The sequence below is a fragment of the Nostocoides jenkinsii Ben 74 genome (assembly GCF_001046875.1).
In the GTDB taxonomy this organism is placed as follows: domain Bacteria; phylum Actinomycetota; class Actinomycetes; order Actinomycetales; family Dermatophilaceae; genus Nostocoides_A; species Nostocoides_A jenkinsii.
In genome coordinates this window covers 242,198-266,170 of record NZ_HF571038.1, presented here as the reverse complement: position 1 = coordinate 266,170, position 23,973 = coordinate 242,198, and the positions used below count along the sequence as shown (strand labels likewise).

Genomic DNA, 23,973 nt, shown 5'->3' with positions numbered 1-23,973 from the left:
CGCCGCGTCCAACTCGCGCGGCGGTTCCTGAACAACTCGGTCAAGAACGTCCAGCGGGTGCGGGGCAAGGTGGTCGTGCGCCTGTTCCGATTGGCCGGGCATGCCGACTTGCCGCAGACCGTCGAGTTCGACGACGAGATTCCCGCGGTGCGATCGGCCCCCGGCGCGACGGCTTAGACTCCGAGCGACCCCGCTATCGACAGCCCTGCCGTCGCACAACCGTGCTTCGAGCGAATCGTCCCGAGAAAGAACGCCATGAGCACCAATGTGACCGAGACTTCCACCGGAACCGCGCGCGTCAAGCGCGGGATGGCCGAGATGCTCAAAGGCGGCGTCATCATGGACGTGGTCACGCCGGAGCAGGCCAAGATCGCCGAGGACGCCGGCGCTGTCGCGGTCATGGCGCTGGAGCGGGTGCCCGCCGACATCCGCGCGCAGGGTGGAGTGTCCCGGATGAGCGACCCGGACATGATCGACGGCATCATCGCAGCCGTTTCGATTCCGGTGATGGCCAAGGCCCGCATCGGCCACTTCGTCGAGGCTCAGGTGCTGCAAGCGCTCGGAGTCGACTACATCGACGAATCCGAGGTGCTGACGCCGGCGGACTACGCCAACCACATCGACAAGTGGAACTTCACCGTGCCTTTCGTCTGTGGCGCGACCAACCTCGGCGAGGCGCTGCGCCGAATCACCGAGGGTGCGGCGATGATCCGCTCCAAGGGCGAGGCGGGCACCGGGGACGTCTCCAACGCGACCACCCACATGCGCCAGATTCGTCAGGAGATCCGCCGGCTGCAAAACCTGCCCGAGGACGAACTCTTCGTGGCCGCCAAAGAGTTGCAAGCACCATACGAACTCGTGCGGGAAGTCGCCCAGGCCGGCAAGTTGCCGGTCGTGCTGTTCACCGCGGGCGGCATCGCCACCCCGGCCGACGCCGCGATGATGATGCAGCTCGGCGCGGAGGGCGTCTTTGTGGGATCGGGCATCTTCAAGTCCGGCAACCCCGCGCAGCGCGCCGAAGCGATCGTGAAGGCGACAACCTTCTTCGACGACCCCGACGTGATCGCCAAGGTCTCGCGCGGACTTGGCGAGGCGATGGTTGGGATCAACGTCGAGGAAATCGCGCAGCCGCACCGGCTGGCCGAGCGCGGCTGGTGACGCAACCGGTCGTCGGCAGGCCCTCCGACGTCACTGGCGGAGCGCCGGCCCGCGGGCCCCGCTGACCTCACCGGGTCGGAGCAGTCCCCGGCCAGACCATCAGGACATCGGGCGCACCCTCGTCATTGTCCCCGTCGGTCCAGCGGACCTGGTTGAAGCCATGCCGCTCGTAGAACCGGATCGCCGGCGTATTGGCTTGGCGCCACCCAGGTCATCGCCGAATTGATCTGAGCGCGCAGGAAGGGTTCGACGCTGTCGCGGGGATGGACAATCATCGGGATCTGGGGGATGCACTCCTGCCGAATCTGCCAGAAGACTTCCGCCAGGGCTGGTGCGTCGTCGGTCGTGGCCGGTCGCACGATGGGGTCCACGTGCGTCATGATCCCAGGGTTCGCCGCGAATGGCGCCAACAAGGCGAAAGATGAGGAGCGATATGACGATGCCGACGATCGGGGTGCTCGCCGTCCAAGGCGATGTGCGCGAACATCTTGCGGCGCTGGCGGCAGTCGGCGTCCAGGCGATTCGGGTCCGGCGCCCCGAGGAGATCGAGCGCATCGACGGACTCGTGATCCCCGGCGGGGAGTCGACCGTGATGGACAAGCTGGTGCGCAGTTTCGGCCTGTTCGAGCCGCTGCGAGCCAGGCTTGCGGCTGGGCTCCCGGCATACGGCTCCTGCGCGGGAATGATCATGCTCGCCGACCGCATCGCCGACGGCACCACCGACCAGCAAACCCTCGGCGGATTCGACATCCTGGTGCGGCGCAACGCCTTCGGACGCCAGGTCGATTCCTTTGAGACCGACCTGCGCATCCGCGAACTCGGCCCCGAGCCCGTCCGCGCGGTCTTTATCCGCGCGCCGTGGGTTCAGGAATGGGGGAGCGCGGTCGAGGTGCTGGCGGCCGTGGAACGCGACGGCGCGGCATACCCTGTGGCCATCCGGCAAGGAGCGCTGCTGGCCACCTCCTTCCACCCCGAGGTGACGGGAGATCATCGCTTCCACAGCTATTTCGCCGCGATGGTGCGCGCCGCGTAGGATCGTTCGCCAGCCCCCGACCTCACCCGACGAGAAGGACACCGCATGTCCGGCCACTCCAAATGGGCCACCACGAAGCACCAGAAGGCCGCCAAGGACGCCAAGCGCGGCAAGCTGTTCGCCAAGCTGATCAAGAACATCGAAGTTGCGGCCAAGCAGGGCGGCGGCGACCCCGAGGGCAACCCGACGCTGTGGGACGCGATCTACAAGGCCAAGAAGTCCTCGGTGCCCAATGACAACATCGACCGCGCGGTCAAGCGCGGCTCCGGTGCCGAGGCGGGCGGGGCCGACTGGCAGACGATCATGTATGAGGGGTACGCCCCCGGCGGCGTCGCCATCCTGATCGAGTGCCTCACCGACAACCGCAACCGCGCGGCCGCGGAGGTGCGCACCGCGCTGTCGCGCAATGGTGGGTCGCTGGCGGATCCGGGTTCGGTGGCCTACATCTTCAACCGCAAGGGCGTCGTCATCGTGCCCAAGGGCGCCAAGTCCGAGGACGACATCCTGGAGGTCGTCCTCGACGCGGGGGCCGAAGAGGTCAACGACAACGGCGACAGCTGGGAGATCATCTCGGAGGCGACGGACGTGATCGCGGTTCGGTCGGCGTTGCAGGACGCGGGGATCGACTTCGACTCCGCCGAAGCCTCCTTCGTCCCGAACCTGCAGGTACCGCTGGACCTGGACGGCGCCAAGAAGATGATCCGGGTCGTGGATGCCCTCGAGGACTCCGACGATGTCCAGAACGTTTTCGCCAATGGCGACATCCCCGACGACGTCCTGGCCCAACTGGACGACGAAGACTGAGCGCGGCGCGCCGGCGCCCGGGATGTCGCGGCAACAGCTCAACTCAGCGTCCCCGGCACAACTCAGCACAGGTTAGTCAACTGCGGACAACTTGCTAGGTGTCCACAGTTGACTAACTGCTGCTAGCAGAAGTTCGCCAGTCCGGGGAGCAGAAGTTCGCCAGTCCGAAGCCGGCTAACCCGGGCCCGCGTGTTGCGCGAGGGGCGACGGGGGTGGGGTGGGTAGCCTGGTCTCCGAACAGGTGTTCGCACCCCGGCCAGCGGAAGGAAGCGCGCGTGCGTGTCCTCGGGATCGACCCCGGCCTCACTCGGTGCGGGCTGGGTGTCGTCGACGGTCGGCCGGGGCGGGCGGGGATGGTGGCCGTGGGCGTCATCCGGACGCCGAGCGACCGCGACACGGGGGAGCGACTGCTCTATCTGGAGGACAACCTCACGACCTGGGTCCGTCGCTTCGAACCCGACGTGGTCGCCATCGAGCGGGTATTCGCGGACGTCAACGTCGCCTCCGTCATGACGACCGCTCATGCCACGGCCATCGCCCTGCTCGTCGCCGCCAAGGCCGGCGTCCCGGTCGCCTTCCACACCCCCACCGAGGTCAAGGCGGCCGTCACCGGCGACGGGCGCGCCGGAAAGGCCCAGGTCACCCAGATGGTCACCAGCATCCTCAAACTCACCGAGCAGCCCCGGCCGGCTGATGCCGCCGACGCTCTGGCCCTAGCCATCTGCCACACCTGGCGAGGCGGGACTGAGATTCGGTATGCCGCGGCCGCCGCCCGCGCCGGAGGCCCCCGATGATCGCCAGCCTGGCCGGAGTCGTGGAGTTCGTCGGGCTCGATCGTCTCGTCGTCCGGGTCGGGGGAGTCGGGCTGCTCGTGCATACGACTCCGACGACAGCCGGGTCGGCCCGGGCCGGCGCCGAGACCACTCTCGCCACCAGCTTGGTGGTGCGGGAGGACAGTCTCACCCTCTTCGGGTTCGCGACCCGGGCGGAGCGGGACATGTTCGAGACCGTGCAGACCGTCAGCGGAGTTGGTCCGCGGCTCGCCCTGGCGATGCTCTCGGTGATGGGGCCCGAGGAGTTGCGCGCGGCGCTGGCCAGCGGCGATGCGAGGGCCCTCACCAAGATCCCCGGCGTCGGGCCCAAGTCCGCCGATCGACTGGTGCTGGAGTTGCGCGACAAGGTCGGCGCTGCCCCGGGCGCCGGTTCGGGCGCCGCGGCCGCCCACGCCCCCGGGGATTGGCGCGCGCCGGTCACCGAGGCCCTCGTCGGCCTGGGCTGGAACGCGAAGCAGGCCGAGTCTGCGGTGGAAAAGGTCGCCGCGGGCGAGGGAGCGGCGGCGGGCGACATCGCGGCATACCTCCGCTTGGCGTTGCGGGAGCTTCGGCGATGACGAAGGGATATGCGAGCGAGCTTCGCGAAGGCGACGGCGACTTCGAGTCCAGCCGGGTCCTCGATAATGCCGGCTCCGACGACGAGCGCGTGGTCGAGGCGGCCCTTCGACCCCGGCGGCTGGCCGAGTTCCCCGGGCAGCCCCGGGTGCGGGACCAGCTCGACCTTGTGCTCCAAGCGGCCAAGGGGCGGGGCGCCGCACCGGATCACATCCTCCTCTCGGGACCGCCTGGGCTGGGCAAAACCACGCTCGCGATGATCGTCGCCGCCGAGTTGGAGCGCCCCATCCGGGTGACCAGCGGCCCGGCGATCCAACACGCCGGTGACCTCGCCGCCGTCCTCTCGTCGCTGGACGAGGGCGAGGTGCTTTTCCTCGATGAGATCCACCGGATGGCGCGCGCGGCAGAGGAGATGCTCTACCTCGCGATGGAGGACTTCCGCGTCGACGTCATCGTGGGCAAAGGCCCGGGGGCCACCGCGATCCCGCTGGAGTTGCCACCATTCACCGTCGTCGGCGCGACGACGCGCGATGGGTTGCTGCCGGCCCCTTTGCGCGACCGCTTCGGCTTTACCGGGCGCCTCGACTTCTATGACCCGGCCGATCTCGCGCTGATCCTGCGCCGGTCGGCCTCGTTGCTGGGGGTGGAGATCGACCACGACGCGGTGGTCGAGATTGCCGGCCGCTCGCGCGGCACCCCCCGCATCGCCAATCGGCTGCTCCGCCGGGTCCGCGACTGGGCCCAGATCCATGGCGACGGCAGGATCGATCACGCCGCCGCCGCCGCGGCCCTCGAACTCTTCGACGTTGACCCCGTCGGGCTCGACCGGCTGGACCGGGCGGTTCTGGAGGCGCTGTGCCGGAAATACGCGGGGGGACCGGTCGGCATCACCACCCTCGCCGTGGCGGTGGGGGAGGAACCCGACACGGTGGAGACCGTCGCCGAGCCGTATCTCGTCCGGCAAGGCTTCCTCGAGCGCACCCCACGCGGCCGATTGGCTCGGCCCGCGGCCTGGGCCCACCTCGGGTTGACCCCACCAGCATCGTCGACGGCGCAGGCGATGCTGCCGATGGAGGAACCCACGCCGGGCCGCTTCGCCCCCTGAACCCAGCCCTCGCCGGCCTCGTGGGAACCCGCCGAGGGAGCGCGGTCGTTGGGTCGGACGGCGACCCTCGCCTACACTGCCGGAGACCGGCTGCACTTGGCCAGGCCTTTGCATGCCCATTGACTGTTATCTGCTAAGGACCCTTCACCATGCACACGAGCCTCGCGCTCGCCGACTCGACCTCGTCAGGTAGCGGCGGTCTTCTGCTGCTTCTGCTCCCTTTGCTCTTGCTCGGCTTCTTGATGTTCACCCAGCGACGTCGCGGCCGCGCGATGGTCACGATGCAAGAGCAACTCAAGGTGGGCGATGAGGTGGTCACCACCTCCGGCATGATCGGTCGCATCCGCAGCCTAAGCGACGGTGAGGTCGGCCTGGAGGCAGCGCCAGGGACGATCTTGCGCTTCGACCGTCGCGCCATCGGTGCCTTGTATGCGCCACCCGGCACCGCCACCGCGGGACCGATCCAGGACGGTAACCACTGATGGCGCGCACTCAGGCCCGGCCCAACCATGCCCTGCGCACCCTCATCGGCATGCTCGTCGCCACACTCGCGCTCGGTGGGCTGCTGGTTGGCGCACACCTCGGTGGCACCGCCTCGCTGGCGCCCAAACTCGGCCTCGACCTCGAAGGCGGCACCCAACTCGTCCTGACCCCGCGCGTCGTGGGCGATCAGAAGGTCACGGCCGCCCAAGTGGCACAGGCCCGCGACATCATCTCCGAGCGGGTCGATTCCCAGGGCGTCACCGGCGCCGAGGTCACGACTCAGGGTGAGAACAACATCGTCGTGAGCATGGCCGGAGACCCGTCGCGCGAGCAGGAGGAGAACCTTCGCCAGTCTTCCGCCCTGCAGTTCCGTCCGGTGCTGGTCGCTCAGCCGTCCGCGGCGGCGCCGACGCCGACCGACACCGCTACCACGCCCTCCGGGTCGTCGACGTCCGGCTCCGAGACCTCCGGCACCGGCACGTCCTCCGGAACGGCCACCTCTGGGTCGGGCACCACCACGAAGGCGGAATCGGCGTCATCGGACTCCGCCAGTCGGGCTTCTGACTCATCCACCTCGGCGTCCCGGTCGCGCGAGCGGTCGGCCCTTCCGGCTGCGTCTGCCACCTCGGGCACGTCCAGCGACACCGCCACCTCGTCGACGGACAGCGCCTCCGAGTCGTCTAGTTCGGGTGTGGCCACGCCGTCCGGCACGCCCACGAGCCCGACTGACCAGGCGTGGATCACCGAGGCCTTGACGGCCGAATTCACCAAGCTCGACTGCGCCAATGCCGAGGCGCTCGCCAATGTGGTGGACGACCCCGCCAAGCCGCTGGTGACCTGCTCCTCCGACGGTGCCGAGAAGTTCATCCTCGGACCGGTCGCGGTCTACGGCAAGGACATCACCGACGCCGTCGCCGACTACAAGCCCGGCCCCAACGGTCAGCCAACCCCCGAGGTCGAGATCCGGCTCACTTTCGACTCCGCCGCCAGCAAGACGTATGCCGATCTCAGCATCGAGATGCTCGCCCTGCCGAGCCCGCGCAACCGCCTCGCCTCGACTCTCGACTCGCGCGTCATCGTGGCGCCCCAGTTCAACGAGGCGATCACCGGCGGCCGCTCCTCGATCACCGGCGGTTTCACCTACGACTCAGCCCAGGAACTCGCCAAGCAGTTGAAGTTCGGCGCCCTGCCGATCTCCTTCGACCTTCAGACACGCACCCAGATCTCCCCGACCCTGGGTCAAGAGCAGTTGCGTCTCGGCCTGTTGGCCGGACTGGTCGGTCTGGTGCTCGTCGTCCTCTACTCGCTGATGCAGTACCGCGCCCTCGGCCTGGTCACCGTCGCCTCGATCGTGCTCGCAGCGTTGATCACCTATCTCGTGATCACCTTGCTCGGTTGGGCTCAGAACTACCGGCTGGACATGGCCGGCGTCACCGGTCTGATCGTGGCCATCGGCGTGACCGCCGACTCCTTCATCGTCTACTTCGAGCGCGTGCGCGACGAAGTCCGCGAAGGCCGCACGCTGCGCACGGCCGTCGACACCGGGTGGAACCGCGCCAAGCGCACCATTCTCGCCGCCGATGGCGTGAACTTCCTCGGCGCCTTGGTGCTCTACCTCCTCGCCTCCTCCAGCGTCCGCGGCTTCGCCTTCACCCTCGGCCTGACGACCTTGATCGATATCCTGATCGTCTTCTTCTTCACCCACCCGATCGTCTCTCTCTTGGCGCGCCGGCCCTTCTTCGCCGACGGTCACCGCTGGTCCGGGCTGGACCCCGAGCGGCTGGGCGTGTCCGCCACCCGCTACGTCGGGCGTGGCCGTTTCGCCGGGCCCCGCCAGGCCGCGACCGAAGGGAGCCAGGCATGAGCCGCTTCGCCCAGTTCGGCAACGATCTCTACACCGGCAAGCGCTCGATCGACTTCGTCGGTCGCACCAAGCTCTGGTACACCATCTCGGCCGTCGCCATCACCCTTGCCGTCGCGGGCCTGCTCCTGCGGGGCCTCAGCCTCGGCATCGAGTTCACCGGTGGCTCGGAGTTCCGGGTGTCCAATATCGCGGTCAGCTCGACTTACGAGAGCACCGCCAAGGATGCCGTCGAGCGAGTCGCTCCGGGAACCGAGCCCAGCGTCACCAAGCTGGGCGCCAACACCGTACGCGTCCAGACGGAGAAGCTTGACGACGCCACGAGCGCCGAGGTGCGCCAGGCCCTCGGCAGCGCCTTCAAGGCGCCGGAGAGCGACGTCTCGGCCAACTTCATCGGGCCGTCCTGGGGTGAGTCGGTCAGCAAACAGGCGCTGCGCGCACTGCTGGTCTTCCTCGTCCTGGTCGGCCTCGTCATGGCGATCTACTTCCGCACCTGGAAGATGTCCGTGGCGGCGCTGGTGGCGCTGCTGCACGACATGATCTTCACCGTCGGCATCTATGCCCTGACCGGCGTCGAAGTGTCTCCGGCGACCATGATCGGCTTCCTCACCGTTCTCGGCTACAGCCTCTATGACACCGTCGTCGTGTTCGACAAGGTGCGTGAGAACACCACCGAGGCCCTGGCCAATCACCGCACGTCGTATGCCGCGGCCGCCAACCTCGCCGTCAACCAGACGCTGGTGCGCTCCATCAACACCACCGTCGTGGCGCTGCTTCCCATCGCCGCGGTTCTCGTGCTGGCCTTCACCCGGCTAGGTCCGGGAACGCTGCTCGACCTCACCCTCTCCCTCTTCATCGGTATGGCCGTGGGCGCTTACTCCTCGATCTTCATCGCCTCACCGCTCCTGGTGCATTTGCGCTCACGCGAGCCGGAGATCGTCAAGTTGGCCAAGTCGGCCGCGCGGCACGACGGCAAGGTCGCCGCGTCGGCAGCCAAGCGGGCCGCCCGCGAGGAGGCAAACGCCATACCTGCGAGCGCCGGGGTTGCGGTCGGCAGCGGGACTCCCACGGCCGCCGAAGCCCAGCGGAGTGACGCCCCCGCTCGACCTGCGGCCCCCGCAGTTCGTCCGGCCGCTCAGCGGGCAGCCGATGCCGCCGATCCGCGAACCCCCGATGACGTCCGTGCCGATGGCGAGTCCGGGACGCTGACCGGCCGGAAGGTGCACAAGTGGGCCCAGGCGGGTCCGCGCAACCAGCCCAAGCGCCCGCCGAAGTCCAAGCGATGAGCGGCGCGCAAGCGCCTGATGCGCTGCGTTCGTTGGTGGAGTCGCGCATCCGCGACGTGCAAGATTTCCCGACACCAGGGATCTTGTTCAAGGACATCGGGCCGTTGCTGGCCGACCCCGAGGCCTTCGCCGCGATCGTCGCGGACGGGGCCAGGCGGCATACGGGAAGAGTCGACTTCGTCGCCGGGATCGAGGCGCGCGGTTTCATCTTCGGCGCCGGGCTCGCGCACGCGATGGGGGTCGGCTTCATTCCGGTCCGCAAGGCCGGGAAGTTGCCGGGCCCGACGGTGGAGGTGTCCTATGACTTGGAGTACGGCCAGGCGCGCATCGCGGTGCAGGAGGGCGCCGTGGCACCGGGAAGTCGCATCGTCGTCGTCGATGACGTGCTCGCCACGGGCGGCACGGCGGCGGCTGCCTGTGCGCTCCTGGAACTCGTCGGGGCCGAGATCGTCGGTCTGGACGTCGTGATGGAACTGGCGGCCCTCGGTGGGCGCAGCGCATTGGTGGGCCGTGAGGTCTACAGCCTGACTGTGGCCTGAGTCACCTTTCTCGGCGCGTCCAAAGCGTTACTGAACTGCAGGAACACCTCGCTGGAGGGGTGGCCGGGCCGCCCCAGCCGGCAGGCGCGTTCGAGAGGGTCTGACCGAGCGACTAACATCTCTGCATGAAAGAGGAGGCCGCCCCCGGAGGCCCCACGTCCGGTGCTCCAGTCCCCCCGTCGACCAGCAACACGACCGCACGTGGCCGGGCTTTCGCCCGCCTTGAGTGGATCAGCCGCCCACGCGCGGCCGCCCATGATCCGATACTCGATCCCCTGATTTCCCTGCTGCGGCAAAACCACCCCCGCGCCGACGTCTCGATTCTCCAGCGGGCCTATGTCGTGGCCGAGGAGGCCCATCGCGGCCAAATGCGCAAGTCGGGCGATCCCTACATCACCCACCCATTGGCCGTGGCGATGATCCTGGCCGAGCTTGGCATGACCCCAGTGACGCTGGCCGCGGCCCTCCTGCACGACGTCGTCGAGGACACCGACATTCCGCTCTCCGACATCGAGCGAGACTTCGGCGCCGAGGTGGCGCACATGGTCAATGGCGTGACCAAGCTGGACAAGGTCCAGTACGGCGAACTCGCCGCAGCCGAGACCGTCCGCAAGATGATTGTGGCGATGGCCGGTGACATCCGGGTGCTGGTCATCAAGCTGGCCGATCGGCTCCACAACGCGCGCACGTTCGGTTCGGTGTCGCTCGATTCGGCGAGTCGCAAGGCGACCGAAACGCTCGACATCTTCGCTCCGCTGGCGCACCGGCTTGGGATGAACACCGTCAAGTGGGAGCTGGAGGACATCGCGTTCCGCACGCTCTATCCCAAGGTCTTTGAAGAGATTCGTCGTCAGGTGTCCGAGCGTGCCGGAGAGCGCGCTGAGTACCTCCACACCGTGCAGAGTCAGGTGGAAGCCGATCTGGCAGAGGCCAAGATCAAGGCGACCGTCTCGGGCCGGCCGAAGCATTACTACTCGATCTACCAAAAGATGGTGGCCGGGCACCGCGACTTCGACGACATCCATGATCTCGTCGGCGTGCGTGTTCTCGTGGAATCACAAAAGGACTGTTATGCCGCCCTCGGGGCGGTGCACGCGCGGTGGAAGCCGATCGGCGGGCGGTTCAAGGACTACATCGCCATCCCGAAGTTCAATATGTACCAGTCCCTGCACACCACCGTGATCGGCCCGTCGGGGCGACCCGTCGAAGTCCAGATCCGCACGCACGCCATGCACCGGCGTGCCGAATACGGCGTGGCCGCCCACTGGAAGTACAAGGAGGACCGCGGCGGTTCCGGCAAGGGCAGCGGCGCCGACGATCCCCTCGACATCAACGACATGGCGTGGTTGCGCCAGTTGATCGACTGGCAGCGCGAGACCGAGGGCCCCACCGAGTTCCTGGAGTCGCTGCGCTACGAGATGTCAGCGCGGGAGGTCTACACCTTCACCCCGAAGGGCGACGTCATCACGTTGCCAAATGGATCGACCTCGATCGACTTCGCCTATGCCGTTCATACCGAGGTCGGACACCGCTGCGTCGGGGCCCGCGTCAATGGGCGGCTGGTGTCGTTGGAGTCGCGGCTCGACAACGGCGACGTCGTGGAGATCCTGACGTCGAAGGCCGAAGGCGCCGGCCCGTCTCACGACTGGATCAATATCGTCGTCTCGCCGCGCGCCCGCAACAAGATCCGGCAGTGGTTCTCCAAGTCTCGTCGCGAGGAAGCCGTCGAGGCCGGCACGGATGCGATCGCCAAGGCGATGCGCAAGCAACACCTGCCCCTGCAGCGCATGATGAGCCACCAGATGCTCGCCGCGGTCGCGGCGGAGTTGCGCTACGCCGACGTCGATGCCTTGTATGCCGCGGTCGGCGACAATCACGTCTCGGCAGCGAGCGTCGTGGCTCGTCTGGTCAACGCGGTCGGCGGCGACGAGGGCGCCAAGGAGGACGTCGCCGAGTCCGTCCGCGTGGGTCGTCCGGCCCGGCGCCGCTCCGGCGAGCCCGGCATCAGCGTCGCTGGTATGGGCCGGGAGGTCTTCGTCAAGCTAGCGAAGTGTTGCACCCCGGTTCCGGGCGACGAGATCCTTGGCTTCGTCACCCGAGGAGCCGGGGTCTCGGTGCACCGCAGTGACTGCACCAATGCGACGTCCCTGCGCAGCCACCCCGAGCGCCTCGTCGAGGTGTCCTGGGACCTCGGGCCGGGGACCTTGTTCCGGGTGCACATTGAGGTCCTCGCCCTCGACCGCGAGGGCCTGCTCTCCGACATCACGCGCGTGCTCGCTGATAATGGGGTCAACATCCTCGGCGCCAATGTGTCGACCAATAAGGACCGGTTCGCCGTCTTGCATTTCCAGTTCGAGATGGGCGACTCCACGCACCTCGACCACGTCACGAAGGCCGTCAAGAAGGTCATTGGCGTCTTCGAGATCAAGCGCGGCGGGAGTGCGACTGGTGACTGAGCGGCACCAGTAGCACCCGCGCCGAGCACCCGCGCCGAACCGAGTCTGAGCTAGGTCTGGTTGCGAAACTCCCGGAAGGGGTCCTCGCGAAGTATCGGAGCGAGGGACGAGCGGAGAACTGCGCGGGGTAGGTCAGTCGCGCAAAATGCTGGGCGCCAGGTCCGCGGCCGGCGGCCGCCACGTGGCCGCGTCGGCAGCCTCCTGGACGCCGGAGCGGATGTCCTTGACCTGACCACCCTCCGCACCCGGGAACCAGACAAACGGTATGCCGCGTCGGTCGGCATACCGGATCTGCTTGCCGAAGCGATCCGCCCGAGGCGCGACCTCGCACGGAATCCCATTGGCGCGCAGCGCCGTTGCCACCGACGTGGACGCCGGCCGGTCATCCTCGTTGGTGACCGCCACGAGAACGGCGGTCGGCGTCGCGCGGGAGGCGCGCAGCATACGACTGCCAAAAAGGAGGCCGAGGATCCGGGTGACACCAATCGACATCCCGACGCCGGGATAGGTGGTCTTGCCGTCGGAGGCGAGGGCGTCGTAGCGGCCGCCAGAGCACACCGCGCCCCACGACTCGTGCCCGCGCAGCGACGTCTCATAGACCGTGCCGGTGTAGTAGTCCAAGCCGCGCGCGATCTTCAAAGCGGCCACGACCTTGCCGGGCGCGTTGGCCCGCGCCGTCTCGATGACCGCGGCCAGGGACTCGATGCCCTCGTCGAGGTCCGGGTGATCGACCCCCAGCGCTCGGACCCGATCCACGAAGGACAGGTCGTCGGTGGCGATGGCAGCCAGGTCCAGGCACGCCTGGGCAGCCGCCGGCGTTGCGCCCCCGGCCAGCAACAGCTCCCGCACAGCCTCCGGCCCGATCTTGTCGAGCTTGTCGATCGTGCGCAGGGTTCCCGCGACATCCGTCAGCCCAAGCCCGGCGAAGAAGCCGTTGGCCAGCTTGCGATTGTTGACCTGGATGACGAAGTCACCGACCGGGAATCGCTGGAACACATCGGCGATCACCAGCGGCATCTCGGCTTCGAAATGCGGGGCGAGGGTGCCGACGTCCACGACGTCGATATCGGCCTGCGTGAACTCCCGGTAGCGGCCCTCCTGCGGGCGCTCGCCACGCCAGGATTTCTGAATCTGATAGCGGCGGAACGGAAAATCCAACGTCCCGGCGTTCTCGAGGACGTAGCGCGCAAAGGGCACCGTCAGGTCGAAGTGCAGCCCCCACTTGCTGTCATCCCGCGCTCTGCCGGCCAGCCGCGAGATCGTATAGATCTCCTTGTCGGCATCCTCACCCTGCGAACTCAGCCGGGTGATGGGCTCGATCGAGCGGGTCTCAATCGAGCAGAAGCCGTGAAGTTCGAAGGTCTCCCGGATCACATCGAGGAAGCGCTGCTCGACGATGCGCTCGGCGGGGGAGAACTCCGGGAAACCCGAGATCGGGGCGATCTTGCTCACTGGGTCAATCCTTGCAGGTAGGGATTGGTCGCGCGCTCGCGTTTCATGGTGGTGGCCGGTCCGTGCCCCGGCAGCACGAGCGTGGAGTCGGCGAGGGGGAGCACGACATCGCGCAGGGAATCGGTCATCGCCTCGGTGCTGCCGCCGGCGAGATCGGTGCGACCGATCGACCCGGCAAAAAGCACGTCGCCGCTGAACATTGTCCGGTCCAGCTCGCCGGGCACCCCATTGGCAATGGCGTCCATCCCGAACATCACCGACCCCTCGGTATGCCCGGGTGCGTGCCGCACGTCCAGATCGATCCCCGCGATCTGGACGCTGTCTCCGTCGGCGATGGTCTTGACGTCAGCCGGCTCCTGCCACCCATCCCGCCCGAACTGCTGGATGAACATCGCCTTCAAATCGGGAGAGAGGAGGTCGACCGGGTTCTCGAGCCGGTAGCGGTCGTCACCATGGATGAAGGTGGGCACGTATGCCGGGCCGGCGTCGCGGCATACGGGTGTCACGGAGAAGACGTGGTCCAGATGGCCGTGCGTGAGCAGGACCGCGGCTGGCCGGAGGCGATGCTCGGCGAACACGGACCGGAGGGTGTCGACGACCCCGATGCCCGGGTCGACGACAAGACATTCCTGTCCGGGTGCCGTCGCGACGACATAGCAATTGGTCGCGAAGGCGGCGGCGGGGAAAGACAGCATGAACACGGGGTAGACCTTAGACCGGGGCGTGACAGACTTCCGTCCCGTGACGAAGGAGCAAGAGCGCGCCCGGGCGAAGCGGCGCTACGAACGCCGCCAGGATCGGCTGGCCGAGCGGCAGGCGGAGCAGCAGCGGATGCGGGTGGCCGCCATCGTCGCCGTCTTGCTGTTGGCCCTCGTGGGAGCCTTCATCGCGATCGCCAAGAGCGCCGGATCCGACAAGCCCGGGTCGACGTCCAGCAGCCCTGCCAGCCCGACAGCCCCGAGCAGCCTGGCCACGGCGGCGGGATGCTCGCCCGCTCCGGGCGTGCCGGGGACCGCGGCCGAACTGACGAAGCCGGACGCGGCCGAGGTCGCCGACGTCACGGGCAAGCGCGTCATCGCGACGATCGACACGAATTGCGGTCAGATCGTCGCCGAGTTGGATGGGACCAACGCTCCGCTCGCGGTGGCGTCCTTCGTCCAGTTGGCGCGGCTGGGCTACTGGAAGGACGCGCCCTGCCCGCGCGTGACCGCCGGGTCGATCTTCGTCCTGCAGTGCGGTGACCCAACCGGGAGCCTGAACGGCAGCCCCGGATACGGCTTCGCCATCGAGAACGCCCCCGCGGACAATGTCTACAAGCGTGGTGTGCTGGCCATGGCGCGCCAAGGCGACAACGCCGAAGGCAATGGCGGGCAGTATTTCATTGTCTATCGGGACTCCCCGATTCCGACGGACAAGGCAGGTGGCTACACCGTTTTCGGTAGCGTGCTGAGCGGGATGGATATTGTGGACAAGATTGCCGCGGGTGGTGCGGAAGGCGGTGCGCCTGACGGCGCGCCGGCATTTCCGATCAGCACGCTGTCCGTGACGACTGAGACGAAGGACTGAACAGACGTGACCGAGACGCCGAAGCCGTCGGCCGCCCCTGCGCCCAGCCCGGCGATGTTTGCCGCGCGCCCCAAGCCTCCCGCCGCCCCGTCCGCACCCGCGCTGCCCCATTCCGACTCCGCCCGCTTCGGTCGCGTGGGCGAGGACGGCACCGTCTATGTGCAGCTCGCGGAGGGCGAGGAACGAGCGGTGGGGTCGTATCCCGGGGCCAGCCCGGAGGAGGCACTGCAGTACTTCGCCCGGAAGTATGACGAGTTGTTCGCCAGCGCCGATCTCCTCCACCAGCGCGCCTCCGTCCCCGATGTCGCCAGCAAGGACCTCGCCGACGGGCTCAAGACGCTTCGCGTGCACGCGCAGGATGCCAATGTGGTCGGTGACCTGGCCGCACTGAGTGCCACGCTCGATGCCATCGAGGCGGAGATCGCCAGCAAGCGCGAGGCTGAGTCGGCCGCCCGGGCGGCCGCGAAGGCCGAGGCTCAAGGCGTTCGAGAAGGCATCGTCAGCCAGGCCGAGGCCATCGCCGCGCAACCCCTGGAGCGCATCCAGTGGAAGACCAGCAGCGAGACGATGCGCGCGTTGCTCGACACCTGGAAGGAACTGCAGCGCGGGCGTGTCCGCCTGGACAAGGACGTCGAGGCGGCCCTGTGGACGCGGTTCAGCAAGGCGCGCAATTCCTTCGACAAGGCGCGCCGCAGCCACTTCGCCGAGCTGGAGACGAGCCGTGGCGATGCCCGGCGCACCAAGGAAGCGCTGGTCAGCGAGGCCGAGACGCTCGCCAAGAGCACTGACTGGGCAGCCACCGCGGGCGCGTTCAAGCGGCTGATGGATCAGTGGCGCGGCGCGGGTCGCGCCGCCCGCACCGAGGACGACGCCTTGTGGGAGCGCTTCAAGGCCGCCCAGGACGCCTTCTTCCACGCCAAGGATGAGGTCGTGGCCGCCGAGGATCAGGAGTTCCGGGCCAACCTCGAGGTGAAGCAGGCGCTGCTAGCCGAAGCCGAAAAGCTGCTGCCCGTCACGGACATCGAAGCCACGAAGGCCGCGCTACGCGGGATCCAGGATCGGTGGGAGGCGGCCGGCAAGGTCCCCCGCGCCGACATCGAACGCACCGAGAAGGCGATGCGCCGCGTCGAGGCCGCCGTCCGCGAGGCGGATGAGCGCAAGTGGAAGCGCACCAACCCCGAGGTCGCCGCCCGCGCCAACTCCCTGGCCACGCAACTACAGGCCTCCGTAGCGAAGCTGGAAGACGACCTCGCCGCGGCGACCGCAGCCGGCAATGCCACGAAGGTCAGCGACCTCACGGCCAAACTCGCCGCCCAGAAGTCCTGGCTGGAACAAGCCCAAGGCGGCCTGGCCGAGTTCGGCTGATCGGACGCCGTCGTCCCGATGGCATCGGCTCCCCACGATGGCGTGGTCGCCCCCGCGGCGTCGGCCGCTGAGGTCTAGTGTGGGGAGCCGTGAGAATCGGCATACCCAGCGAGGTCAAGAACAACGAATATCGCGTCGCGATCACCCCGGTCGGCGTGAGTGAACTCGTGGCCCACGGCCATGAGGTGCTCATCCAGAAAGGCGCGGGCCTCGGCAGCTCGATCACCGACGAGGAGTTCGTCGCCCAAGGCGCGCGCATCGTCGATGCCGCCGATGACCTCTGGGGCGAGGCCGAGATGGTGCTCAAGGTCAAGGAGCCCGTCGAGGAGGAATACCACCGCCTCCGCGAGGACCTGACGCTGTTCACCTACCTGCATCTGGCGGCGGATCAGCCGTTGACGGAGGAGTTGCTGGCGAAGCGCGTCACGGCGATCGCCTATGAAACCGTGCAACTGCCCTCCGGCATGTTGCCGCTGCTCTATCCGATGTCGGAGGTCGCCGGCTGCCTGGCCCCGCAGGTCGGGGCTCATGCCATGATGCGGGCCCACGGTGGCCGAGGCGTCCTCATGGGTGGGGTCGGCGGGGTGGCCAACGCCAAGGTCGTTGTGCTCGGCGCCGGCGTTGCCGGCCAGAACGCTGCCAATATCGCCCTCGGCATGGGCGCCGAAGTCACCATGCTCGACACCGATCTCGACAAGCTGCGCATGAGCTTCTGGCGCTACGACAACCGGGTTCGCCAGATCGCTTCCTCGGCCCTGTCCGTACGCGAGCAGGTGCTCGCGGCGGACCTGGTCATCGGGACCGTGCTCATCCCGGGCAAGCGCGCGCCAAAGCTCGTCACGCAGGAGATGGTCGCGCAGATGAAACCCGGCTCGGTGCTGGTCGATGTCGCCATCGACCAAGGCGGCTGCTTCGAGGGGAGCCGTCCTACCACCCACGCCGACCCGACGTTCACGGTGCACAACTCCACCTACTACTGCGTCGCCAATATGCCCGGGGCGGTCCCCAACACCTCCACCTGGGCCCTGACCAATGCCACCTTGCCGTATGCCGTGAAGCTCGCCGATCAGGGCTGGCGCGCGGCCTGCCAGGCCGACAAGGCCCTCGCCCTGGGGCTCAACACCATTGCCGGGCAGCTCACCTGCCCGGGCGTGGCCGAGGCATTCGACCTCCCCCTCGTCGATGTCGCGGCCACGGTGGCGTGAGCGGGGACCGCGTCGATCCCGGTCGGGCGGTGCGCGAGTGGTTGACCCACCTCGACGTCGAGAAGGGACGCTCGCGGCATACGCTCGCCGCCTATCGACGCGACGGCGATCGCTATCTCGCCTTCCTCGCGGGCCGCGGGATCGATGACCTGCGTGCGGTGACCGAGGCGGACGTCACCGACTTCCTCGTCCACCTGCGCACCGGCGACGACGACAGGCCGCCGCTGAGCACGACGTCGGCCGCGCGGAGCCTGGTCGCCGTCCGCACCTTCCACCGCTTCCTCGCCCTCGACGCCACCCTGACCGCCGATCCGGCCGCGGCGGTCTCGCCACCGGCCGGCCCGGACCGGCTGCCCAAGGCCATCTCGATCGAGGATGTCGACCGCCTACTCTCGGTCGCGTCCGTCGGCGACGACGCGTCGGCCCTGCGGGATCAGGCCCTACTGGAGATCCTGTATGGCGCGGGCGCCCGGATCTCCGAGGCCACCGGCCTCGACATCGACGACCTCGCCCTCGATGAAGGCGTGATCCGGTTGCGGGGCAAGGGAAACAAGGAGCGGCTCGTTCCCCTCGGGACATATGCCGCGGCCGCCGTCAGCGCCTATCTCGTGCGCGCCCGGCCGGCCCTGGCCACGCGCGGCACGGGCACACCGGCGCTCTTCCTCAACACCCGGGGCGGGCGGCTGAGCCGCCAGGGGGCGTGGGGAATCATCCACGCCGTCGCGGACCGGGCGGGTCTCGGGGGGCGGGTGACTCCCCATACGCTCCGGCACTCCTTCGCCACCCACCTGCTCGACGGCGGCGCCGACGTCCGGATCGTCCAGGAACTCCTCGGGCATTCCTCGGTGACGACGACGCAGATCTACACGAAGGTCAGCATCGCCCGCCTGCGCGAGGTGTATGCCGGGAGCCACCCCCGGGCGCGCTGATAGGGTCGTGAGTCGATCGGCGGGACGCCGACCACGGCTGGTTCGACCGGGAAGGCGCAAAGTTGGAGCGCAGCGACGTTCACCTACCGGGCACCGAGGATGCCGCGGTCGGTCAGCTCGGGCCGACGGGACGGGTGCTCCCCGCCTTCCCCGAGCCGCAGCCACTGACGGGCACCGGCCCGGCGCGCGTCATCGCGATGTGCAATCAGAAGGGCGGGGTCGGCAAGACGACGACCACGATCAACCTGGGCGCCGCGCTGGCAGAATATGGCCGCAAGGTCTTGCTGGTCGACTTCGACCCTCAGGGCGCCCTGTCAGTCGGACTCGGCATCAACGCCAACGCCCTGGACGTGACGGTCTACAACCTGTTGGTCGAGCGCGGTCACGACGTCCGCGACGTCATTCGCTCCACGCGCGTGCCTCGCCTCGATCTCATCCCGGCCAATATCGACCTGTCGGCGGCCGAGGTGCAGCTGGTCGGCGAGGTTGCCCGCGAGCAGGTCCTGTCGCGGATTTTGCGTCCGGTGATGGACGACTATGACGTCGTCCTGATCGACTGCCAGCCGTCGCTGGGACTGCTGACGGTCAACGCCCTGACCGCGGCGCACGGCGTGATCATCCCGCTGGAGACCGAATATTTCGCCATGCGCGGCGTCGCCCTGCTGGTCGAGACGATCGAGAAGGTCACTGACCGACTCAACCCCCGCCTGACCATCGACGGGATCCTGCCGACGATGTATGACGGGCGTACCCTCCACAGCCGCGAGGTCGTGGAGTCCGTGGTCCGCCACTTCGGTGACCGGGTCTTCCATACGGTCATTTCCCGCACGGTGAAGTTCCCGGATGCGACCCTGGCGGCCGAGCCGATCACGACCTATGCCTCGGCCCACCAAGGCGCGGGCGCCTATCGGCAGTTGGCGCGCGAGTTGATCGCGCGCGGCGGGTCCCCCTGAGCACGATGGAAGCCGACGTCCTCACCGGGGACGGCCACGTGGGCAGCGACGTCGTTCCCGGCGGCGTGATCACCAAGCGGACCCCGACCCGCGCTTTCGAGGTGCATCTCGACGTCTTCGAGGGTCCGTTCGATCTGCTGCTCGGCCTGATCGCCAAGCACAAGCTCGACATCACCGAGATCGCGCTTGCCCAGGTCACCGACGAATTCATCGCGCACTTCACGGCCCGGCGCGACGACGGCGATGTGGAGTTGTCGCAGGCCAGCGAGTTCCTGCTGATCGCGGCGACCCTGTTGGACCTCAAGGCCGCCCGTCTGCTGCCCCAGTTGGGGGAGGAGGACGAGGAGGACCTCGCCCTGATCGAGGCCCGCGACCTGCTGTTCGCGCGGTTGCTGCAATATCGGGCCTATAAGCAGGTGGCGACTTTCCTGTCCGACCGGCTCGCCGCCGGCGCCGCGAGTATGCCGCGCCAGGCCGGCCTCGAACCCCGCTTCGCCAAACTCCTGCCGGAATTGGTGCTGACCGTCACGCCCGAGCAGCTGGCGCGGATCGCCGCCCGGGCGCTGACCCCCAAGGTGGCGCCGACCGTCGGGCTGGCCCACCTGCACGCCCCAGCCGTAAGCGTGCAGGAGCAGGCGAGCCTGGTCGCGCAGCGGCTACGCCGCGACCGGGCGTTGTCTTTCCGGACACTGATCGCCGATGCCGAGTCCAAACTGGTCGTCGTCGCGCGCTTCTTGGCGCTCCTGGAACTGTTCCGGGAATCCGCGGTGGCCTTCGAGCAGGCCGAAGCACTGGGGGAGTTGACGGTGCGATGGACCGGGCCCAACGACGGCGACGTCACGATCACCGATGAGTTCGACGACGCCTCGCCGAACCCCGAGGCCGAGCCGGCGAAGGAGCAGCCATGACCGACCCGTTGTTCCCCGACGGCGAGTCACCCGCCGCCGACCCCGCCTGGGTGCGCGGGGCGATCGAGGCGATCCTGATGGTCGTCGACACACCCGTGGACGCCCTGACGTTGGCCACCGCCTTGGACGTCCCGGCCGCCGCCGTCGACGAGCATCTCGCGGCGCTCCAGGAGGACTACGCCGACCGGGGATTCGCGCTGCGCTATGTCGCGGGCGGGTGGCGGGTCTATTCGCGCCCGGAGTATGCCGAGGCCGTCGAGCGGTTCCTGATCGACGGGGCACAGGCCAAGCTCAGCCAAGCGGCGCTGGAAACGCTCGCCGTGATCGCCTATCGGCAACCCATCTCCCGTGGCCGGATCAGCGCCGTGCGGGGGGTCAACGTCGACGGCGTCGTGCGCACCCTGACCACCCGCGGGCTGATCGAAGAACTCGGTAGCGAGCCCGAGTCCGGCGCTGTGCTGTACGGGACCACGACCTACTTCCTGGAGCGCCTGGGACTCGGTGACCTGTCCGAACTTCCGGCGCTCGCGCCCTACCTGCCCGATATCGCCGACCTCGACGCCCTCGCCGAAGGAGCCCCGTCATGACCCCACCCCCCGCCCGACGCGGAACGGGAGGCCGGCCCGGGCCGAACCGGCGTCCGGGCAGTCCCCGGCGCACCGGACCCGCCAACGCCGGGACGACCCGCAAGAGCCAGCCCACCCGCCCACCGGTGGAGCGCCCCGGCGAGGCCGTGGATGTGCACGACCCGAACGGCATACGCCTCCAAAAGCTCCTGGCTGCCTCGGGGGTGGGGTCGCGACGCAAGTGTGAGGAACTCATTGCCGAGGGCCGGGTGGAAGTCAACGGGCAGATCGTGCTGGAGTTGGGCATCCGCGTCCCGCCGGGCGCGATCATCCATGTCGACGGCGAGCGCGTGCAGACCGACCCGGAGCGGGTCTACCTGGCGTTCAACAAGCCGCTCGGCGTCGTGACGACGATGAACGACGAGTTGGGGCGGGTCAATGTCGGTGACTACGTCGCCCAGCGGCGCGAGCGCCTCTTCCACGTGGGCCGGTTGGACGCCGACACCGAAGGGCTGCTGCTGCTGACCAACGATGGTGAGTTGGCGAACCGACTGCAGCACCCGGCATACGGGATCTTGAAGACGTATGTCGCGCAGGTCCCCGGCCCGATCCCGCGCGATCTGGGCAAGCAGCTGCGCGAGGGGGTGGAGTTGGACGACGGGGTCGTGCGCGTCGACTCATTCAAGCTGGTCGACTCGTTGCCGGGAAAGGCGATCGTCGAGGTCGTGCTACACGAAGGCCGCAAGCACATCGTGCGACGGATGTTGGAGGCGGTGGGGCATCCGGTGCAGGCGTTGGCCCGCACGCAGGTCGGCCCGGTTCGGCTGGGCGACACCAAGCCCGGGAAGTACCGGCCACTCAGCGCCAAGGAGATCGCCGCGCTCTACAAGGCGGCGGGGCTCTGAGTCGATGCGCTCTCGGTTGCCGGATGCCGTTCTGCCACAACGGGTTCACATCATCGGATCGGGCCTGATCGGCACCAGCTTGGCGATGGCACTGGTGCGCGCGGGCATCTCGGTGAGCGTGGCGGACGCCTCGCCGACGCATGAGGCGTTGGCGGCCGATCTAAGTGGGGCGATGCGTGGGGCTGTGGGGGCGCCCGAGGTCGTGGTCGTCGCCACACCGCCCGATGTCACGGCCGATGTTGTCGCAGGGGCCTTGGGCACGTGGCCTCGGGCGACCGTCACCGATGTCGCGTCCGTGAAGCGCGTCGTGTTGGGCCAGTTGCGCGCTCGGGGGGTCGCGGGGATCGAGCGCTATGTGGGTGGGCACCCGATGGCCGGGCGGGAGAAGTCCGGCGCGATCTCGGCGCGGATCGACCTGTTCGAGGGTCGGCCGTGGGTGATCACGACAACGGCTGAGACCGCCGTGGGCGGGGCGGCGTTAGTGATGGGGATCGCGGGGGCGGCCGGCGCGGTCGTGCGGGCGCTCAGCCCGGATGACCATGACAACGCCGTCGCGGCCGTCTCGCATGTGCCCCAGGTCGCCGCCAGCCTCGTTGCTGCGCGGTTGAGCGAACTCAGCGAAGACGCCGTCGGGCTCGCCGGCCAGGGCTTGCGGGATGTGACCCGCATTGCCGCGAGCGATCCGCTGCTGTGGACGCAGATCTTGGCCGGCAACGCGCCGGCCGTGGTGGGGGTGCTTCGTGCCCTGACCGACGACCTGACGCGTGTTGTGGAGGCGCTGGAGGCGTTGAGCGAGAACGAGTTTGATGAAAGGGCTGGTGAGGCAGGGGCTGGTGAGCCGGGCGAGGGGGAGTCGCGCGCGGGAGAGCCGGGCGCCGGCGACGCGGGTGCGGGGGAGCCGGGCTCGGCGCTCGCCCCGGGGGCGAGGCGCGTACTGGCCGAGGCGATCGCCGCGGGCAATACCGGCCACGCGCGAATTCCGGGTAAGCACGGGGCGGCGCCCGCGGCATACACCGTGGTGACAGTGCTGATCCCCGACGAGCCGGGACAGCTCGGCCGGCTGTTCCAGGATGTCGGCGATGCCGGCATCAACCTGGAAGAACTAAATCTTGAGCACAACCTCGGCCAGCCGTTCGGTCAGCTTGAACTCTCCGTCCTGCCCGGCGTGGCGGGGGAGTTGGTCGAGACGCTGGCGGCGCGGGGGTGGCGCGTCCACGACTGAGACCGCGCGCGCCCCCGACTACCCTGCGTGCATGGTCGCTCCTGTTGTCGTCGCTATCGACGGCCCCTCCGGTTCCGGCAAGTCCAGCGTCTCGCGGGCGGTGGCCGGGCACTTCGGTTTTGGTTATCTCGACACCGGGGCGATGTATCGCGCCCTGACGTTGTGGTGCGTCCGGTCGGGGATCGATCTGGCCGACCAGGATGCGGTAGCGGGCGCCGCCGAGGACTTGCCGCTGGGCCTCGGCGCCGATCCGCAGGATGCGAGCGTCGAGCTCGACGGGGAGGATGTGTCGGCGGCCATTCGCACGTCGGAAGTCTCGGCGGTCGTGTCGACAGTGGCGACCAACCTGCAGGTCCGCGCGATCCTGCAGCAGCAACAACGCGACCTGATCGAGGTCCTCGCCGATGACTTTGGTGGAGTGGTGGCCGAGGGTCGCGATATCACCACGGTGGTGGCCCCCGACGCGGACGTGCGGATCCTGTTGACCGCCTCGGAGGAGGCCCGGCTGGCGCGGCGCAGCACCCAGCTGCACGGCACGTCCGATGCGGCGACCGTGGCGGCCGTGCATGACGAGGTGGTGCGGCGCGACCGCGACGACTCAACGGTCTCGCAGTTCACCGTCGCTGCTGACGGGGTCGTGCTGGTCGACACTTCCGATCTCGACTTCGACGGCTCCGTCGCGGCTGTCGTGAGTGCGGTTGTTGCCGCCGTCGGCGACCGGCTGGCCGCCGCGGTCGAGGGGCGCGCCGCCGGTGAGGGACAATAGGAAGCCCGCCGCGCGGCATACGA

Annotated in this window: 24 protein-coding genes; 21 read left to right on the top strand and 3 right to left on the bottom strand. The window is 68.5% G+C overall.

From position 1 onward, the window contains the following. Window positions 1–255 precede the first annotated feature (255 nt). Entirely contained in the window at window positions 256–1,158 is a 903-nt protein-coding gene (pdxS, locus tag BN13_RS01245) for a pyridoxal 5'-phosphate synthase lyase subunit PdxS (RefSeq protein ID WP_048543774.1), read from the top strand. A 122-nt stretch (window positions 1,159–1,280) separates the two neighbouring features. On the opposite strand, the gene BN13_RS01240 is transcribed toward pdxS, so the two are convergent. Next, window positions 1,281–1,538 (bottom strand): hypothetical protein, encoded by a 258-nt coding sequence (locus BN13_RS01240; RefSeq protein ID WP_157038370.1) that lies wholly within the window; start codon window positions 1,536–1,538, stop codon window positions 1,281–1,283. A gap of 53 nt (window positions 1,539–1,591) precedes the next feature. Between BN13_RS01240 and pdxT the strand changes: the two genes are divergently transcribed. From pdxT to BN13_RS01190, 10 genes are all read left to right on the top strand, one after another. Beyond that, a complete protein-coding gene (gene pdxT / locus BN13_RS01235; protein WP_048543770.1) occupies window positions 1,592–2,191 on the top strand; it encodes a pyridoxal 5'-phosphate synthase glutaminase subunit PdxT in 600 nt (199 codons plus the stop codon). A 45-nt stretch (window positions 2,192–2,236) separates the two neighbouring features. Continuing rightward, complete coding sequence (locus tag BN13_RS01230) at window positions 2,237–2,995, top strand: YebC/PmpR family DNA-binding transcriptional regulator (protein WP_048543768.1); 759 nt, start codon at window positions 2,237–2,239, stop codon at window positions 2,993–2,995. A 275-nt stretch (window positions 2,996–3,270) separates the two neighbouring features. Beyond that, window positions 3,271–3,789, top strand: coding sequence for a crossover junction endodeoxyribonuclease RuvC (gene ruvC / locus BN13_RS01225; protein WP_048543766.1), 519 nt, complete (start codon window positions 3,271–3,273; stop codon window positions 3,787–3,789). Beyond that, the gene (gene ruvA / locus BN13_RS01220) at window positions 3,786–4,385 is read left to right on the top strand and encodes a Holliday junction branch migration protein RuvA (protein ID WP_048543764.1); all 600 of its coding nucleotides are present in this window, start codon (window positions 3,786–3,788) and stop codon (window positions 4,383–4,385) included. Before ruvC ends, ruvA begins: the two co-directional genes overlap by 4 nt. Next, window positions 4,382–5,488: a Holliday junction branch migration DNA helicase RuvB gene (gene ruvB / locus BN13_RS01215; RefSeq protein WP_048543762.1), complete on the top strand. Its 1,107-nt coding sequence runs from the start codon at window positions 4,382–4,384 to the stop codon at window positions 5,486–5,488. The genes ruvA and ruvB overlap by 4 nt, the downstream gene beginning before the upstream one ends. A 149-nt stretch (window positions 5,489–5,637) precedes the next feature. Then, the gene (yajC, locus tag BN13_RS01210) at window positions 5,638–5,970 is read left to right on the top strand and encodes a preprotein translocase subunit YajC (protein ID WP_048543760.1); all 333 of its coding nucleotides are present in this window, start codon (window positions 5,638–5,640) and stop codon (window positions 5,968–5,970) included. Beyond that, window positions 5,970–7,835 carry a protein translocase subunit SecD gene (gene secD / locus BN13_RS01205; RefSeq protein ID WP_048543758.1) on the top strand — a complete coding sequence of 622 codons (1,866 nt, stop codon included), beginning with the start codon at window positions 5,970–5,972 and terminating at the stop codon, window positions 7,833–7,835. Before yajC ends, secD begins: the two co-directional genes overlap by 1 nt. Beyond that, the gene (secF, locus tag BN13_RS01200; RefSeq protein ID WP_048543757.1) at window positions 7,832–9,118 is read left to right on the top strand and encodes a protein translocase subunit SecF; all 1,287 of its coding nucleotides are present in this window, start codon (window positions 7,832–7,834) and stop codon (window positions 9,116–9,118) included. Before secD ends, secF begins: the two co-directional genes overlap by 4 nt. Then, entirely contained in the window at window positions 9,115–9,657 is a 543-nt protein-coding gene (locus tag BN13_RS01195; protein WP_048543755.1) for an adenine phosphoribosyltransferase, read from the top strand. Before secF ends, BN13_RS01195 begins: the two co-directional genes overlap by 4 nt. A gap of 125 nt (window positions 9,658–9,782) precedes the next feature. After that, complete coding sequence (locus BN13_RS01190; protein ID WP_048543753.1) at window positions 9,783–12,113, top strand: RelA/SpoT family protein; 2,331 nt, start codon at window positions 9,783–9,785, stop codon at window positions 12,111–12,113. Window positions 12,114–12,245: 132 nt separating this feature from the next. On the opposite strand, the gene hisS is transcribed toward BN13_RS01190, so the two are convergent. Both hisS and BN13_RS01180 read right to left on the bottom strand, forming a co-directional pair. Further along, window positions 12,246–13,565 carry a histidine--tRNA ligase gene (gene hisS / locus BN13_RS01185; RefSeq protein WP_048543751.1) on the bottom strand — a complete coding sequence of 440 codons (1,320 nt, stop codon included), beginning with the start codon at window positions 13,563–13,565 and terminating at the stop codon, window positions 12,246–12,248. Further along, the gene (locus tag BN13_RS01180; protein ID WP_157038369.1) at window positions 13,562–14,266 is read right to left on the bottom strand and encodes an MBL fold metallo-hydrolase; all 705 of its coding nucleotides are present in this window, start codon (window positions 14,264–14,266) and stop codon (window positions 13,562–13,564) included. Before BN13_RS01180 ends, hisS begins: the two co-directional genes overlap by 4 nt. Before the next feature lie 40 nt (window positions 14,267–14,306). Here BN13_RS01180 and BN13_RS18205 point away from each other — a divergent pair, with 40 nt between their 5' ends. From BN13_RS18205 to cmk, 10 genes are all read left to right on the top strand, one after another. Beyond that, window positions 14,307–15,131 carry a peptidylprolyl isomerase gene (locus tag BN13_RS18205; protein WP_084733879.1) on the top strand — a complete coding sequence of 275 codons (825 nt, stop codon included), beginning with the start codon at window positions 14,307–14,309 and terminating at the stop codon, window positions 15,129–15,131. Window positions 15,132–15,137: 6 nt separating this feature from the next. Next, the gene (locus tag BN13_RS01170; protein ID WP_235433895.1) at window positions 15,138–16,496 is read left to right on the top strand and encodes a DUF349 domain-containing protein; all 1,359 of its coding nucleotides are present in this window, start codon (window positions 15,138–15,140) and stop codon (window positions 16,494–16,496) included. Window positions 16,497–16,585: 89 nt separating this feature from the next. Beyond that, entirely contained in the window at window positions 16,586–17,701 is a 1,116-nt protein-coding gene (gene ald / locus BN13_RS01165) for an alanine dehydrogenase (protein WP_048543749.1), read from the top strand. Next, window positions 17,698–18,630, top strand: a complete 933-nt coding sequence (gene xerD / locus BN13_RS01160) for a site-specific tyrosine recombinase XerD (RefSeq protein ID WP_235433894.1) — start codon at window positions 17,698–17,700, stop codon at window positions 18,628–18,630. The genes ald and xerD overlap by 4 nt, the downstream gene beginning before the upstream one ends. A gap of 62 nt (window positions 18,631–18,692) precedes the next feature. After that, window positions 18,693–19,583, top strand: a complete 891-nt coding sequence (locus tag BN13_RS01155; RefSeq protein ID WP_048543747.1) for a ParA family protein — start codon at window positions 18,693–18,695, stop codon at window positions 19,581–19,583. Window positions 19,584–19,588: 5 nt separating this feature from the next. Further along, a complete protein-coding gene (locus tag BN13_RS01150) occupies window positions 19,589–20,491 on the top strand; it encodes a segregation and condensation protein A (RefSeq protein ID WP_048543745.1) in 903 nt (300 codons plus the stop codon). Next, window positions 20,488–21,078 carry an SMC-Scp complex subunit ScpB gene (scpB, locus tag BN13_RS01145; RefSeq protein ID WP_048543743.1) on the top strand — a complete coding sequence of 197 codons (591 nt, stop codon included), beginning with the start codon at window positions 20,488–20,490 and terminating at the stop codon, window positions 21,076–21,078. The genes BN13_RS01150 and scpB overlap by 4 nt, the downstream gene beginning before the upstream one ends. Beyond that, complete coding sequence (locus BN13_RS01140; protein WP_048543741.1) at window positions 21,075–21,962, top strand: pseudouridine synthase; 888 nt, start codon at window positions 21,075–21,077, stop codon at window positions 21,960–21,962. The genes scpB and BN13_RS01140 overlap by 4 nt, the downstream gene beginning before the upstream one ends. Window positions 21,963–21,966: 4 nt before the next feature. Next, window positions 21,967–23,184, top strand: a complete 1,218-nt coding sequence (locus BN13_RS01135) for a prephenate dehydrogenase (protein ID WP_048543739.1) — start codon at window positions 21,967–21,969, stop codon at window positions 23,182–23,184. A gap of 31 nt (window positions 23,185–23,215) precedes the next feature. Then, window positions 23,216–23,950 (top strand): (d)CMP kinase, encoded by a 735-nt coding sequence (gene cmk, locus BN13_RS01130; protein WP_048543737.1) that lies wholly within the window; start codon window positions 23,216–23,218, stop codon window positions 23,948–23,950. The last annotated feature ends 23 nt before the right edge of the window (window positions 23,951–23,973 follow it).